We start from the raw sequence: 14,978 nt of genomic DNA on the forward strand, positions 1-14,978 counted from the left end.
TGCATGTGTTAAGCATTCTGTCAGCGTTCATCCTGAGCCAGGATCAAACTCTTCATTAAAACTTTATATTTATTGACTAGGTCAATTATTAACACTTACCGTTATTAAACACCAAAATATGGTTGTTTGCTTGTCATATATCTCTATTCTGTTGTTAATGTCCTTAGTTCCGTATCTCACGGACAAGATTAATTATACCTTAGAAATTAAAATATGTCAACATATTTTTTTATTATTTTTACGAATTTATAGTTTTTCTTTATTTTTCAATACTTTCTATTTTATTTTTTATTTCGTCATATGCTTCTTTTCCAAAAATATTTATTAATGTTTCTTTATAAGATTCAATAAATGGTATATATTTTTCTTCATTAAATCCTATTGGATTTTTCTTTCTAAATATATTTGTAAGTGAAAATTCTTTATTAATACATGGTATTATATAATAATCTTCTATTGTAAAGCCATTTGTAAAATCATCAGGTAAAGTTATATATAAAGTATTTTCATTATCTTCTATAAATATTTCTAGAGGCCATAAAAGACAAACTAATGGTTTATATTGACAAACTTCTTTATAAGACATATTTTTTTCTAAACATAAAGAATGTATTCCACAAAGTGTAGCTCTATCTCCTCTTCTATATCCATAAAAACACATCTCAGTTTCTTCTTCTACTTCTTGAATTATTTCTCTTTTTTCTTCTAAATTCAACTCATCATAAAGTTCTTTTTCTTCATAACCTAATTCTTCAACAATATCTATATTTTTTGTTATTTTATTGAAATCTTTTATATTTTCAAAAATAAATTTACGAGTTTTATCTTTTAAAAATGAAGGACTATCTGCACAACAATCATTAGTACAATTAAAGCAATCAAAATTGACTTCTTTTTCAAAAAGTTCATAATCTATATAAGCTGTATACTCTTTATTTTCTATTTCTAAAGTTGTTTTTAATATATCTTTACTTTTAAAATATTTTCTTACTTTTTCTTCTGCTTCTGTTGACATTTCATAAACTTCTTTTCCTTTTGGGTGATTTAAAAATAAAAAATACTTCATAAATTTCCTCCTAGAAATAAAAAAACTTCCTTAATTATATATTATTTACTAAAATTAATCAAGGAAGTTTTATATTTTAAAGCTTTAACATTTTATCTAAAGTATGAATTAACTCTCCTATTATTTTTTCTTCTTTTCCTGCTTTTATATCATCTACAACACAATGCTTTAAATGTCCTTCAAGAATTAATTTAGAAACTCCCCCTAAAGCAGCTCTTACTGAAGAAATTTGATTTAAAATATCATCACAATAAGCGTCTTTTTCTATCATATTGCTTATTCCTTTTACTTGTCCTTCTATTCTATTTAATCTTGTTTTTAGTTTCTTTTTTATATCAGAAGTACAATAATATCCCTTCTTTTCTAAATTACATCCTATATTTCCACAACTACCACATTTATCTTTCTTTTCCATTTTTATCTCCTTACTTTCCAAAATTTTTAAGTCTTAAAGCATTAGTTACTACAGAAACAGAACTCATTGCCATAGCTCCCCCAGCTATCATAGGATTTAATAAATGTCCTGTAAAAAGATACAATACTCCAGCAGCTATAGGAATTCCTAAACTATTGTATAAAAACGCCCAAAATAAATTTTCTTTTATATTTTTTATTGTTGCTTGACTTAATTTTATAGCCAAAACTACATTATTTAAACTTTCTTTAATAAGAACAATGTCAGCACTTTCTATAGCTATATCTGTCCCTGTTCCAATAGCTATCCCGATATCAGCTTGTGATAAGGCTGGTGAATCATTTATTCCATCTCCTACCATAGCTACATTATAACCTTTTTCCTGTAATTTTTTAACCTCTAAATATTTATCTTCAGGACTAACTTCTGATAATACAATATCTATACCTACTTCTTTTCCTATTATTTCAGCAGTTTCTTTTTTATCTCCAGTAATCATTGCAACTTTTATTCCTAATTCTTTTAATTTTTTTATACATTCTTTTGAATCTTCTTTAATTTTATCTTTTACACCTATAACTCCTATAAATTCTTCATCTATCCCTATATATATTGGAGTTTTTCCCTCTAATGCTAGTTTATCACCAATTTCATTTTTAAAATTTTTTATTTTTTTATTTAAAAATAATTTTTTATTTCCTATATATATTTTTTTAGAATTTATTTCTCCAATAATTCCTTCTCCTGAAATATTAATAAATTCATCTATTTTTTCAGTAATTCCAGAAAAATTATTTTTTTCAAATTCTTTTACTATTGCTTCACCTAATGGATGTTCAGAATACTTTTCTAATATCCCAACATACTTTAATACTTCTTCTTTTGAGTATTTTAAATTTTCAATTATAAAATCAGTTACTGCTGGTTTTCCTTCAGTTATAGTTCCTGTTTTATCAAAAACTATCATATTAATTTTATGAGCTTTTTCTAAAGATTCTCCTGATTTTATTAATATTCCTAATTCAGCTCCTCTACCAGTTCCAACCATTATAGCTGTTGGAGTAGCTAATCCCAATGAACATGGACAAGCTATTACTAAAACTGAAATAAAAATAGTTAATGAAAAAACTTCTTTACTCATTGATAAATGAACTATTTCCAAACTTCCTAGTGTATACCAAATTAAACTAGAAATTATTGCTATGATTATTACTATTGGAACAAAATATCTTGATATTTCATCTGCTATTTTAGCTATTGGAGCTTTAGATTCTTGAGCATCTTCAACTAATTTTATAATTTTTGAAAGTATTGTATCTTTTCCTATGGCTGTTGCTTTTATTTTTATTACTCCATTTTTATTTATTGTTGCTCCAAAAACTTTATCTCCAATAATTTTCTTTACAGCTATACTTTCTCCTGTAAGCATAGATTCATCTATATAAGTATTACCTTCTATAACTTCACCATCAACAGGAATGCTTTCTCCTGGTCTAACTAAAACTATATCCTCTTTTTGTACTTCTTTTATATCAATAGTAATTAATTGATTATTTTTTACAATAGTTGCTGTTTTAACTTGTAATCCCATTAATTTTTTTATAGCCTCTGAAGTTTTTCCTTTACTTCTTTTTTCTAATAATTTTCCAAATCTTATAAGAGCTATTATAACTACAGCTGATTCATAATATAAATTGTGAACATATTCTAAGTTTCCATTTATTATTTCAAATGTTCCATATAAACTATATAAAAAAGCTGCTCCTGTTCCTAAAGCAATTAACGAATCCATATTAGGAGATTTTCTAAATAGAGAAGAAAATCCAACTGTATAAAAATTTCTACCTGTTATTAAAATAGGAATTGTTAAAACCAACTGTATTAAAGCATAATTTATAGGATTATATTGTGGACTAATTATTTTTGGAAGGGGTAATCCCATCATATGACCCATTGTAACATAAAAAACTATTAAAGCTAAAAATATTGAAATTTTAAATTCTAAAACTTCTTTTTTTTCTAAATACTCTTTTTTTTCAAAAAATTCTTCTGTAATTTCCTCTTCTTTTATAGCATTATATCCTAATTTATTTATATTTTCTATTATCTTATCTATTTTTATTTTATTTTCGTCATAAATAAATCTTCCATTATTTGTCGTAAGATTTACTACAACTTCTTCTATACCATCTAATTTTCCTATATTTCTTTCTATATTTGAAACACAAGCTTGACAATGTATGTTTTCTATTTTTAAAACTTTTTGTGATAATTTTTTAGAAATATTATTTTCTTTAAAAATTGAAGTTTTATTCTCAGTCTTTATTTCTCTTTTTTCTTCTAATTTATAGTTTTTTTTTATATCTTCTTCAATTTCATTTTCTATTCCATAACCTAATTCTACTAATTTTTCTTCTATATCTTTAACAGTCAATAGATTTTCATCATAAGAAATATCCATTATTTTAGTTGTTAAATCTACTGTAGCTTTTGATACCCCTTTAAAATTCTTAAAATTATCTTGGATTTTATTTACACACATTATGCATCCAACACCACTTAACTTAAATTTCTTTTCCATTTTACCTCCTTATAGGATACCCCCCTACTGTATTTTAACATACAATTTGATATAATGTCAAGAATGTATAAAAATAAAAAGTTAAACAAATCTATTCAAAATAAATTTATTTAACTTTTTTATTCTTATTTATCTAATTCTACTGTAAATTTTAATCTTTCTATCCCTTTTTTTATAGCATTAGCTTTAAATTTACTTATTCCTTTAATTTCTACAAGCTCATCTATGCTTGCTTCTTGAATTTTTGGTAATTCTCCAAATTTTTCTACTAAAGTTTCTATATCTCTATCATTTAATTTCCCGAACTTGCTAAGAATACGATATCCTTTAGGAGTTATTGTATTATCTAGTTTTGAAACTGTTTTTCCTAGACCTAATATTCCTGCTATTTTTGTTGTATCGAATATATCTACATCTTCTATTTCTCCCAATTCTTTTTTTACTCTTTCTATATCTTCATCTTCGTCACCTTTTAAATAATAATCACTTAAAAGTTCATCTTCTTCCTCTTCTATTCCTTTTAACAAATCTTCTAATTGAAGATTTATTAATTTTCCTTCATCACCTAATTCTTGAATACATTCATACACATATTTTTTTATTCTTTTTAACATCTCAAATTTTTGTAAAACTTCACAAACATCTTCTACTGTTACCATATCATCTAATTCTAATATAGTAAGATTTCCTAACCCTTGTTCCAATACTTTTGTATATCTTTCAACTGTATTTAAAGCTTGAGAAGCTTCGTTTGTAAGTTCTAATAAACTTTTTAATTTATAACGTTCTTCGCCTTTATATAAAGTTAATACTCTTTTTCTTTCTGAAATTGCTATGACTAACCTATTTTTTAATTGTTTTGCTGCTCTTTGAGCTGTTCTATGTCTTGTTCCACTTTCATCTGTTGTATACTCTATATTAGGCTGTAAATGAACATTAGCATATAAAATTTTAGAAACTTTTTCATCTAATATTATGGCTCCATCCATTTTAGATAATTCAAATAATCTTTCTGGTGTATATTCACACTCTAAAAAAAATCCCCCATCTATTATCTTTTGAACTTCACTATCCATTCCAACTACTATTAAAGCTCCTTTACTTCCATCTAGTATATTATCTAATCCTTCTCTTAATTTTGTACCTGGTTGAACTAAATTAAAGACATCTAACATTTTCTCTCTATTCATATACTAAATCCTTTCTAAAAACTCATCTAAGTTTTTAAGATAAATTAATTTTAAATTATATTGTTTTTTTTCTATTTCTTTTCTATTACTTTCTGGAACATAAACACCTTTAAATCCTAATTTTTCTAATTCTCTTAATCTTTTATCAATAAAAAAGACTTTTCTTATTTCACCTCTTAACCCTAATTCTCCTATAGCTGCTATCTTTTGGCTTATTTCTACATTTTTATAAACTGATAATAATGATATTAAAACTCCTAAATCAGCTGATGGGTCTTTTATTGATAAGCCTCCAGGAATATTGACAAAAACATCTTTATTCCCCAAATTTATCCCCATTCTTTTTTCTCCAATGGCCATTAAAATTTGTATTCTATTTCTATCAAATCCTTGAACAACCCTTTTAGGTATTCCTATAGGATTTCCTTCTGTTATAAGAGTTTGTATTTCTAATAAAAATACTTTTGTTCCTTCTAAAACAGGAACTATTATACTACCAATATTTTTTTCATTTCTTTCACTTATAAAATATTCAGAAGAATTTTGAATTTCTTTTAATCCATCTTCTTCCATACTAAATATCGCTATCTCATTAGTTGAACCAAATCTATTTTTTTCACTTCTAAGTATTCTATAAAAAAGTCCCTCTTCTCCTTCAAAATTAAAAACTGCATCTACCATATGTTCTAACATTTTAGGTCCTGCAACTTTTCCATCTTTTGTTATGTGTCCAACTATAAAAAAACATATATTATTTTTTTTAGCTACATCTACTATTTTTAAAGTAGCTTCACGAATCTGAGTTGGAGCTCCTGCTGTAGATTCACTATTTTCACTAAATAAAGTTTGAATAGAATCCACTATAACTACTTTTGGTTTTTTGATAGCAACATACTCATAAATCTTATCAATATTAGTTTCTGAAATTAAAAATAATTTATTATTTTTAATTCCTAATCTTTCTCCTCTATTTTTTATTTGAGCTAATGATTCTTCTCCTGAAATATAAAAGACTTCTCCATATCTTGTATACTCATTAGCCATTTGTAATAATAAAGTAGATTTTCCTATTCCTGGATTTCCAGTCAATAAAATAACTTCTCCTTGAACAAGCCCTCCACCTAATATCCTATCAAATTCTTTGACTCTAGTTTTATATCGAAAGTTATCTTCCATTTCAATTTCATTAAAAGAAATTATTTTTTTATTTATTTCTTCTTCTGAAAATATTTGTTTTGTAATTTTTTTATTTCCAACATTTATATCTTTTTCTTCTTCAATTTCTAGGCTTCCCCATTCTCCACAATTTGGACATTTCCCAAGCCATTTTACACTTTTGTATCCACATTCTTTACAAATATACATAGAATTTTCTTTTTTCATTATACCCCCTTTTATTTTGGAGCATATATTTTTCCTCTTTCCAATACTTTTTTAGCTATTTTTTCATCAACATAACACTCTACTTTTCCACCATATCTAGCTATTTCTCTAGCTGCTGTAGAACTTGTATGAATATATTCTTTCATAGCTGGAATAAATACTGTATCGACTTTTTTATCAGAAATCATATAATTTCCATCAGCAAAATATAATTCTAAGGCACAATCCTCTTGATTTCTAACTCCTCTTACAATAAAAGTAATATCTTTTTCTATTAAATAATTTACAATAAGTCCTGAATAATTATCAATCTCTATATTATCATAATCTTTTAATAATTCTTTTACCATTTCTGTTCTCTCTTCTAAAGAAAACCAATATTTTTTTTCACTATTATTGCAAACAACTACTATTAATTTATCGAACATCTGAGCTGCTCTTTTTATTACATCCTGATGTCCTAAAGTTATTGGGTCAAAACTTCCAGAATATACCCCAATCTTCATTTTTCCTCCTATTTTTCCAACGAAATTTCATATTCAAATATTTCTTCTTCTTCAAAAATTATTTGCTTATTTTTATTTTTCATATATTCATTTATAAAATCTATATATACTTCTCTTATTATTTTTAAAACTTCTTTTTTAGTTTTTACATATATTTTTTGGATATCTTTGTCCAAAGAAATTTCTTTTAACTCTTTTAGTAATTCTTTTACTATTGTTTCCGAAGATTTTATTTTCCCTTTTCCTTTACACAAAGGACATTCTTCTTCATAAAAATAACTTAAATGTCTTCCAACTCTTTTTCTTGTCATTTCAACAAGTCCTAAATCAGTAAAATGAACTATATTATTCTTTATTCTATCTCTACCTAATTCTGCTCCAAGTTGTTGTAAAACTAATTCTTTATCCTCTTCCAATTTCATATCTATAAAATCTATAATAATTATTCCACTAAGATTTCTAAGTCTTAATTGTCTTGGAATTTCTCTTGCTGCTTCTAAATTAGTATTTAAAACAGTCCTTTCTAAGTTATAACTTCCTGTATTTTTTCCTGTATTAACATCTATGCTTACTAAAGCTTCCGTTTTTTCTATAACTAAATATCCACCACAATCTAACCATACTTCTTTTTCTAAAGCATTTTTTATTTCTATATTTATATTATATTCATCAAAAATATCTTTATCTTTTAAATATAATTTTATTTTAGCTTTTATATTATTTTCATTAAATGTGTTTAAGTAGTCTATAATTTCTAAATAAACTTTTTCATTATCAACAATTACTTCATCTATTGTATCATTTAATATATCTCTTAATATAGTAGTTACAATATCATTATCATTATATAAAATTTCTCCATCTTTAGCTTTGGAAATCTTCTTTTCTATCTCTTCCCATTTTTTCACAAGGTAATTTATTTCTTTTTCAAATCTTTCAATCGTTTTTCCTTCAGCTGCTGTTCTTATTATCACCCCCATTTTAGAAGGTTTTATCTTTAAAAAAATTTCTTCTAATCTTTTTCTTTCTTCCTCATCTTTTATTTTTTTAGAAATTGCTAAATGATCATTATTAGGCATTAATACTAAATATTTTCCAGGAATAGTAAAATTAGTTGTTACCCTAGCTCCTTTATTCCCACGAGGAACATTTAAAACTTGAACAACAACTTTATCTCCTACTGTAAGTAATTCTTCTATTGTCTTATTACTATTTACTAACCCATTCAAATATTTTTCTTCAAACTCTCTCAAATCATCTATAAAAAGAAATGAATTTTTTTCTAATCCAATATCTACAAAAGCTGATTCCATTCCTGGTAATACATTGGCTACCTTTCCTTTATAAATATTTTTTATTATATTAGATTCATCATTTCTCTCATTAAATATTTCTACTACTTTATCATCTTCGATTATAGCAGCTCTTTTTTGAAAGTCATTAACACTTATTACTATTTTGTTCACAACTCTCACCTATTTCTTTTCTTAAAATTTCTTTCCTAGTATAAATTTTATCATTAATTTTAATTTCTGAAGTAGAAAGGTTATTATTTATTACTATTTTAACTTTTTGAAGTCTTTTTAAATTTTTCTTTTTTATTCCAACTATTTTTGAAATTAATTTTTCATTTGCTTCTATTTCTAATTTTCCTTGAATTTCTTCTAAATTTTTCAAAAAATTAAAATAAATCTCTCCATCTACTAACTCTCTAAAAGCTGGATGAAAAGCTCCTTCTACACTGACTCCGCCATTTCTTAAATCTTCTGATGGTTGAAGTCCTACTCTTATTATATTTATATTATTTAATTCTAGCAATGAACAAATTTTTCTACATCTTTTTATCGCTTCTTCCAAAGTAAAGACTTCATATTCTCCTCTTTTATACATTCTTTCCATCTCTGTATCTTTTATTATAAGAGTTGGATATACTCTAACATTTTGTGGAGCTATTTCTATTACTTTTTTTACTGATTCTATATCACTTTCATAGGAAGAACCTGGTAATCCTGGCATTAATTGAATTCCTAAATTAATTCCATAAGATTTTATAAGAGAAGAAGCTTCGTATACTTTTTCAATAGGATAGTACCTAGCACTCTTTTTTAATACTTCTTCATCTAAAGATTGTACTCCTAATTCTATGGTTGTAACATGATACTTTTTTAATTGATTTAGTACTTCTTCATTTATATAATCTGGTCTTGTAGATAATCTTATCCCTTGAACCATTCCTTTATCTAAATATTCTTTAACCCCTTCCAAATATTCTTTTTGTTTTTCCATAGATATTCCTGTAAAAGTTCCACCAAAAAAGGCTACTTCTTTATAAGAATCTTTTGGAAGTATTTCTAAATATTCATCTATTATTTTTTTTAAATCTTCTATTGTCACATCTGTTTCTCGTCCATTTATTTTTACTTGGTTACAAAAAACACAAGCATTTGGACATCCAAAGTGACTTATAAATATTGGTATATTATAATGTTTCATTAGTACTTAACACCTAACTTTTTACAAAGAGCTTGTGCTGCTCCATGTTCTGCCATTTTTTTACTTTTTCCTATACCTTTTTCTTCTATATCTTCTCCAATTTTCACTACAATTTCAAAAAGTTTTTTATGATCTGGCCCTGTTTCATTAATTACTTCATAAGTTGGTACTTGTTTATACACTTTTTGGCTATATTCTTGTAATATAGTTTTAAAGTCCATTATCTCTTCATCTTCTTCAACATGATCTATATATTCTTTTAAATGATGTAAGGCTATTTTTCTAGCTGTTTCAAAATTCGAATCCAAATAAATAGCCCCTAGTACTGCTTCAAATAAATCCCCTAATATAGAATTTCTTTCTCTCCCACCTGTTAATAATTCTCCTCTACTTAAATATAAGTACTCTCCCATATTTAACTTTCTTGAAACTTTAGCTAAAACTGGCTCACTAACTGCCATAGATTTTATTTTTGCTAAATCTCCTTCACTATAATTAGAATGATTTTTATATAAATATTCAGCAACTATAAGATCTAGAACTGCATCTCCTAGCAGTTCTAGTCTTTCATTGTTTATTTTTTTATATTTTTTATTTTCATTCCCAAAAGATCTATGTACTAGTGAATTTCTTAAAAGTTTTATATTTTTAAATTTATATCCTATTTTTTTTTCTAAAGAACTTAAATCTATTTTAAAATCCACTTCCATATTTTCTCCCAATCATTATTCTTCATATTTTTTCATTGCTATTACAGCATTATGTCCACCAAATCCTAAAGAACTAGACATTCCTACTCTTATTTCTTTTTCTACTGCTATATTTGGTGTATAATTTAAATCACATTCTGGATCTGGATTTTGATAATTAGCTGTTGGAGGAATAATTCCTTCTTTTATACTTTTAGCTAAAATTACTCCTTCTATTCCACCTGCTCCACCAAGAACATGTCCTGTTGCTCCTTTTGTAGAAGAAATATTTAATTTATAAGCTAAATCTCCAAAAACCTCTTTTATTGCTGCTGTTTCATTTTTATCATTTAAAGGAGTCGATGTTCCATGGGCATTAATGTATGTAACATCTTCTAAATTTATATTTCCTTCTTCTAATGCCATTTTAAATGCTCTAACTGCTCCATCTACAGCTGGTGCTGTTATATGATGAGCATCACATGTCTCTCCATATCCTATAACCTCAGCATAAATTTCAGCTCCTCTTTCTTTTGCATGTTCTAGTTCTTCTAAAATTAAAACTCCTGCTCCCTCTCCCATTACAAATCCATCTCTATCAATTGTAAATGGTCTTGAAGCTGTATTAGGATCTGGATTAGTTGATAAAGCTTTCATATTTGCAAAAGAGTTTATTCCAAATTCTGTTATACATCCTTCAGTTCCACCAGCAAACATTACATCAGCTTTTCCTAATTTTATTATTTCATAAGCATCTCCTATTGAATGTGTTCCAGCAGCACATGCTGTTACTATTGATTTATTTGGTCCTTTTGCTCCTAAATATATTCCTATATTACCAGCAGCCATATTAGCTATAATAGCAGGTATTGTAAATGGAGATATTCTTTTATTTCCTTTTGTTAATTTAGTTTCAATTTGAGCTTCAAAAACTTCCATTCCTCCAATACCTGAAGAAACAATAACACCAACTCTTGTAGCATTAGTTTCATCTATTACAAATTTTGAATCTTCCAATGCCATTTTTGATGCAGCTATTGCAAATTGTGTGTTTCTTGCTAACTTTTTAATTTCTTTTTTTTCTATTCCAAATTCTTCTGGAAAAAAGTCTCTTACTTCTCCAGCACATTTTACAGGAGTATTTGTTGTATCAAAACATTCTATTGTTTTTATCCCAGTTTTTCCTTCCTTTATTCCAGCCCAAGATTTTTCTAATCCTGTTCCTAAAGCTGTAATAAGTCCTAGCCCTGTAACCACAACTCTTCTCATTTAATCACCTCATACTTATATAAAATAAAAGGGGATTTAAAAATCCCCTTTAGATCTCCTATTTGTGAGATTCGATATAATCAATTACATCTTGTACTGTTTTTATCTTTTCAGCATCTGTATCAGGAATTTCTACATCAAATTCTTCTTCGAAAGCCATTATTAACTCAACAGTATCTAATGAATCTGCTCCTAAATCTTCAATAAAATTTGCTTCAGGTGTTACTTGGTCAGCATCTACACCTAATTGCTCAACAACTATTTCTTTTATTTTTTCTAACATTTTATTTCCTCCTAAATTTTATTTTCTTTATATAAATTATATTATATAATAATATTACCAAATTTATTTATACTTTTCAATACTTTTAGATTAAAATTTTATAAATTATTCAAATCTTCTATGCAATTTACACTAATAACTTTTATTTCTTTATCTATTTTTTTTATAAGACCACTTAATACTTTTCCAGGACCTATTTCATAAATTCTATCTACTCCATTTTCTTTTAATTTTTTTATTGTATCCACCCATTTTACAGGCCCAAAACTTTGAGAATAAATTTCATTTTTTATTTCTTCTACCTTATTTATAAAGTCTCCTGTTGTATTAGCTACTAAATAGATTTCAGCATCTTTAAAATTATATTTATCTGCTTCTTCTCTTAATTTTTCTCCTGCTGGTTTCATTAGTGAAGAATGAAATGGTCCAGAAACTGCTAATTGCATAGCTCTTTTAGCACCTTTATTTTTTAAAATCTCACAAGCTTTTTCTATAGCTAATTTTTCACCAGCTATTACTGTTTGTTTAGGTTCATTAAAGTTTACAGCTTCCACTATTCCATCTACTTCTTTTAAAGCTTCTATTATATCTGAAGCTTCCATTCCCAAAACAGCAGCCATTCCACCATTAACTTTCTCAGCTATTTCATTCATAACTTCTCCCCTAAAAGAAGTTAATTTTACAGCTTCATCTATTGGTAAAAATCCTGAAGAACCCATAGCTGCATATTCTCCAACTGAATGTCCTGCTACATAATCAGGAACTATTCCTTTTTCTCTAACTAATTTTTCTAAAACTAAACTCATCGCAACTATTGCTGGTTGAGTATATTTAGTCTTTTTTAATAATTCTTCTGGTCCATTAAACATTGCATCTTTTAAATCAAAATTTAAATTATTAAAAATTTTATCAAACTCATTTTTTGCTACTTGATTATTTTCATATAAATCTTTTCCCATTCCAACGAATTGACTTCCTTGTCCTGGAAAAACAAAAGCTATTTTAGACACTTTAACCTCCATTTTTAAAATTACACGAGTAATTTTAACATAATAATATTTTATAGTCAACTATTATTTTTTATTTAGACCATCTCATTATAAGTGACCCATAAGTAAGTCCTGCACCAAATCCTGTTAAAGCTATTAAATCTCCTTTTTTTAATTTTCCTTCTTCTAAGGCTTCTGCCATAGCTATTCCAACTGAAGCTGCTGAAGTATTTCCATATTTTTGTAAATTAATAAATACTTTTTCCATTGGTATTCCTAATCTCTTAGCTGCTGCATCTATTATTCTAAGATTTGCTTGATGTGGAAATAATATATCTATATCTTTTAAATCTATATTTCCTTTTTTAGCGGCTTCTTTTGTTGCGTGTGGTAAAGCTTTTACAGCAAATTTGAAAACATCTGTTCCATTCATTTCCACATATATTTCTCTATTTAAAACTCTTTCTACAGTAGCAGGATATAATGTTCCTCCAGCTTTTATTCTTAAAGTTCCATCATCTACTCCTTCTGTTCCCATATATGAAGAAATTATTCCATACCCCTCTTCAACTTCACCTAATACTGCAGCTGCTGCTCCATCTCCAAATAAAATTGCTGTATTTCTATCTTGCATATCTATAAGTTTTGAAATTGACTCAGCTGCAATTACTAAAATTCTTTTATACATTCCTGCTTGTATCATAGCTTGTCCTACAACAAGTGAAAAAATAAAACCACTACATGCTGCTTCTAAATCAAATGCCGCTGCATTTACTGCTCCTAATTTTTTTTGAATAAGTGATGAACAATTTTGCACTCTATAATCAGGAGAACAAGTTGCTAAAATTATTAATTCTACATCTTCTGGAGTCATTCCAGCATCTTTTAAAGCTGCTTTTCCTGCTTCTACTCCTAAATCTGAAGTTCCTTGTCCTTCAACAACAAATCTTCTTTCTTTTATCCCTGTTCTTGATGTTATCCACTCATCAGAAGTTTCCACTAATTTTTCCCAATCAGCATTAGTCATTATTTTTTCAGGAACATATTTTCCAAAACCTAATATTCCTACATTTTTTATCACAATAATTCCTCCTCTATATATTTTTTTCTTTTTCTTCGAAAGTTGTCCTTAATTTTTCTACAAATTTATTTTTCGCAAATTTATCAGCTACTTTTATGGCATTTTTAAAAGCTATAGCATCTGAATTTCCATGAGCCTTTATAGAAATTCCATTTAAGCCTAAGAATAATGCTCCTCCATATTCAGAAGAATCTAATTTATTTTTCATTTTTTTTAAAGCTTTTTTCATAAAAATAAATCCTATTTTTGCTAAAAAACTCTTCATTATTTCTTCTTTTAAAGTTTCAAAAATAAATTTTGCAACTCCTTCAGAAGTTTTTAACACCATATTTCCTGTAAATCCATCAGTTACTATTACATCAACTTTCCCATCCATCATATCTCTACTTTCAATATTTCCAATAAAATTTATTGAAGAATTTTCTTTTAATAGATTAAAAGCTTCTCTTGTAACTTCATTTCCTTTTCCTTCTTCACTACCTATATTTAATAATCCAACAGTTGGTTTTTCTTTTTTTAAAATATCTTTTGCAAACTCACTACCCATTATAGCAAACTGATTTATAAATTCAGCCTTAGTGTCTGCATTAGCTCCCATATCCATAAAAACAAAATTTCCTTTTTTAGATGGAAAAACTGTTGCAATAGCTGGTCTTAAAATTCCTTTTATTCTTCTCAATTTTAATTGACTAGCTGATATATGTGCTCCTGTATTTCCAGCTGATACAAAAGCATCACCTATACCATTTTTTACAAGTTCAAGTCCTACATTTAAAGAAGAATCCTTTTTTTGTCTCACAGCTTGAACTGGATCATCATCCATTTCTATAGTCTCTGTTGCATTAACTACTTCAAAACGATTATTATCTATATTCAATTTCTTTATTATTTTTTTCAGTAATTCTTCTTTTCCAACAACAATAATATGTATATCAGGTATTTCATTTAGAGCTAAAGATATTCCTTTTAAAATCTCTTCACTACCTCTATCTCCACCCATACCATCAACTACTATTTTCATTAAATACACCTC

At 26.7% G+C, this 14,978-nt stretch carries 14 protein-coding genes; all 14 read right to left on the reverse strand.

The window, feature by feature from the left end; all coding sequences use genetic code 11:
- Positions 1-259: 259 nt before the first annotated feature.
- The gene (locus T364_RS0105940; RefSeq protein WP_027128763.1) at positions 260-1,066 is read right to left on the reverse strand and encodes a DUF3109 family protein; all 807 of its coding nucleotides are present in this window, start codon (positions 1,064-1,066) and stop codon (positions 260-262) included.
- Positions 1,067-1,142: 76 nt separating this feature from the next.
- Complete coding sequence (locus T364_RS0105945; protein WP_051532668.1) at positions 1,143-1,481, reverse strand: metal-sensitive transcriptional regulator; 339 nt, start codon at positions 1,479-1,481, stop codon at positions 1,143-1,145.
- Between the two features lie 10 nt (positions 1,482-1,491).
- Positions 1,492-4,062: a heavy metal translocating P-type ATPase gene (locus T364_RS0105950; protein WP_027128765.1), complete on the reverse strand. Its 2,571-nt coding sequence runs from the start codon at positions 4,060-4,062 to the stop codon at positions 1,492-1,494.
- A 125-nt stretch (positions 4,063-4,187) separates the two neighbouring features.
- The gene (gene disA / locus T364_RS0105955; RefSeq protein ID WP_027128766.1) at positions 4,188-5,252 is read right to left on the reverse strand and encodes a DNA integrity scanning diadenylate cyclase DisA; all 1,065 of its coding nucleotides are present in this window, start codon (positions 5,250-5,252) and stop codon (positions 4,188-4,190) included.
- A gap of 3 nt (positions 5,253-5,255) precedes the next feature.
- Positions 5,256-6,635 carry a DNA repair protein RadA gene (gene radA / locus T364_RS0105960; RefSeq protein ID WP_027128767.1) on the reverse strand — a complete coding sequence of 460 codons (1,380 nt, stop codon included), beginning with the start codon at positions 6,633-6,635 and terminating at the stop codon, positions 5,256-5,258.
- 11 nt (positions 6,636-6,646) lie between these two features.
- The gene (gene coaD, locus T364_RS0105965; protein ID WP_027128768.1) at positions 6,647-7,141 is read right to left on the reverse strand and encodes a pantetheine-phosphate adenylyltransferase; all 495 of its coding nucleotides are present in this window, start codon (positions 7,139-7,141) and stop codon (positions 6,647-6,649) included.
- 8 nt (positions 7,142-7,149) lie between these two features.
- Positions 7,150-8,607: an Rne/Rng family ribonuclease gene (locus T364_RS0105970; RefSeq protein WP_027128769.1), complete on the reverse strand. Its 1,458-nt coding sequence runs from the start codon at positions 8,605-8,607 to the stop codon at positions 7,150-7,152.
- Complete coding sequence (locus T364_RS0105975; RefSeq protein WP_027128770.1) at positions 8,582-9,634, reverse strand: elongator complex protein 3; 1,053 nt, start codon at positions 9,632-9,634, stop codon at positions 8,582-8,584. Before T364_RS0105975 ends, T364_RS0105970 begins: the two co-directional genes overlap by 26 nt.
- The gene (rnc, locus tag T364_RS0105980) at positions 9,634-10,344 is read right to left on the reverse strand and encodes a ribonuclease III (protein WP_035945449.1); all 711 of its coding nucleotides are present in this window, start codon (positions 10,342-10,344) and stop codon (positions 9,634-9,636) included. The genes T364_RS0105975 and rnc overlap by 1 nt, the downstream gene beginning before the upstream one ends.
- A gap of 15 nt (positions 10,345-10,359) precedes the next feature.
- Complete coding sequence (fabF, locus tag T364_RS0105985; protein WP_027128772.1) at positions 10,360-11,592, reverse strand: beta-ketoacyl-ACP synthase II; 1,233 nt, start codon at positions 11,590-11,592, stop codon at positions 10,360-10,362.
- Between the two features lie 58 nt (positions 11,593-11,650).
- Positions 11,651-11,875 (reverse strand): acyl carrier protein, encoded by a 225-nt coding sequence (locus tag T364_RS0105990; RefSeq protein WP_027128773.1) that lies wholly within the window; start codon positions 11,873-11,875, stop codon positions 11,651-11,653.
- A gap of 98 nt (positions 11,876-11,973) precedes the next feature.
- Positions 11,974-12,885: an ACP S-malonyltransferase gene (fabD, locus tag T364_RS0105995; RefSeq protein WP_027128774.1), complete on the reverse strand. Its 912-nt coding sequence runs from the start codon at positions 12,883-12,885 to the stop codon at positions 11,974-11,976.
- Positions 12,886-12,955: 70 nt separating this feature from the next.
- Complete coding sequence (locus T364_RS0106000; RefSeq protein WP_027128775.1) at positions 12,956-13,942, reverse strand: beta-ketoacyl-ACP synthase III; 987 nt, start codon at positions 13,940-13,942, stop codon at positions 12,956-12,958.
- Between the two features lie 16 nt (positions 13,943-13,958).
- Positions 13,959-14,966, reverse strand: coding sequence for a phosphate acyltransferase PlsX (gene plsX / locus T364_RS0106005; protein ID WP_027128776.1), 1,008 nt, complete (start codon positions 14,964-14,966; stop codon positions 13,959-13,961).
- Positions 14,967-14,978: the final 12 nt, after the last annotated feature.

The sequence above is a fragment of the Fusobacterium perfoetens ATCC 29250 genome, from assembly GCF_000622245.1.
GTDB lineage: Bacteria > Fusobacteriota > Fusobacteriia > Fusobacteriales > Fusobacteriaceae > Fusobacterium_B > Fusobacterium_B perfoetens.

Coding starts and splice junctions, on each gene's coding strand:
- T364_RS0105950 (WP_027128765.1), bottom strand. CDS start 4,062: ATGGAAAAGAAATTTAAGTTAAGTGGTGTTGGATGCATAATGTGTGTA.
- T364_RS0105990 (WP_027128773.1), bottom strand. CDS start 11,875: ATGTTAGAAAAAATAAAAGAAATAGTTGTTGAGCAATTAGGTGTAGAT.
- T364_RS0105945 (WP_051532668.1), bottom strand. CDS start 1,481: ATGGAAAAGAAAGATAAATGTGGTAGTTGTGGAAATATAGGATGTAAT.
- T364_RS0105940 (WP_027128763.1), bottom strand. CDS start 1,066: ATGAAGTATTTTTTATTTTTAAATCACCCAAAAGGAAAAGAAGTTTAT.
- rnc (WP_035945449.1), bottom strand. CDS start 10,344: ATGGAAGTGGATTTTAAAATAGATTTAAGTTCTTTAGAAAAAAAAATA.
- radA (WP_027128767.1), bottom strand. CDS start 6,635: ATGAAAAAAGAAAATTCTATGTATATTTGTAAAGAATGTGGATACAAA.
- plsX (WP_027128776.1), bottom strand. CDS start 14,966: ATGAAAATAGTAGTTGATGGTATGGGTGGAGATAGAGGTAGTGAAGAG.
- T364_RS0105975 (WP_027128770.1), bottom strand. CDS start 9,634: ATGAAACATTATAATATACCAATATTTATAAGTCACTTTGGATGTCCA.
- disA (WP_027128766.1), bottom strand. CDS start 5,252: ATGAATAGAGAGAAAATGTTAGATGTCTTTAATTTAGTTCAACCAGGT.
- fabF (WP_027128772.1), bottom strand. CDS start 11,592: ATGAGAAGAGTTGTGGTTACAGGGCTAGGACTTATTACAGCTTTAGGA.
- coaD (WP_027128768.1), bottom strand. CDS start 7,141: ATGAAGATTGGGGTATATTCTGGAAGTTTTGACCCAATAACTTTAGGA.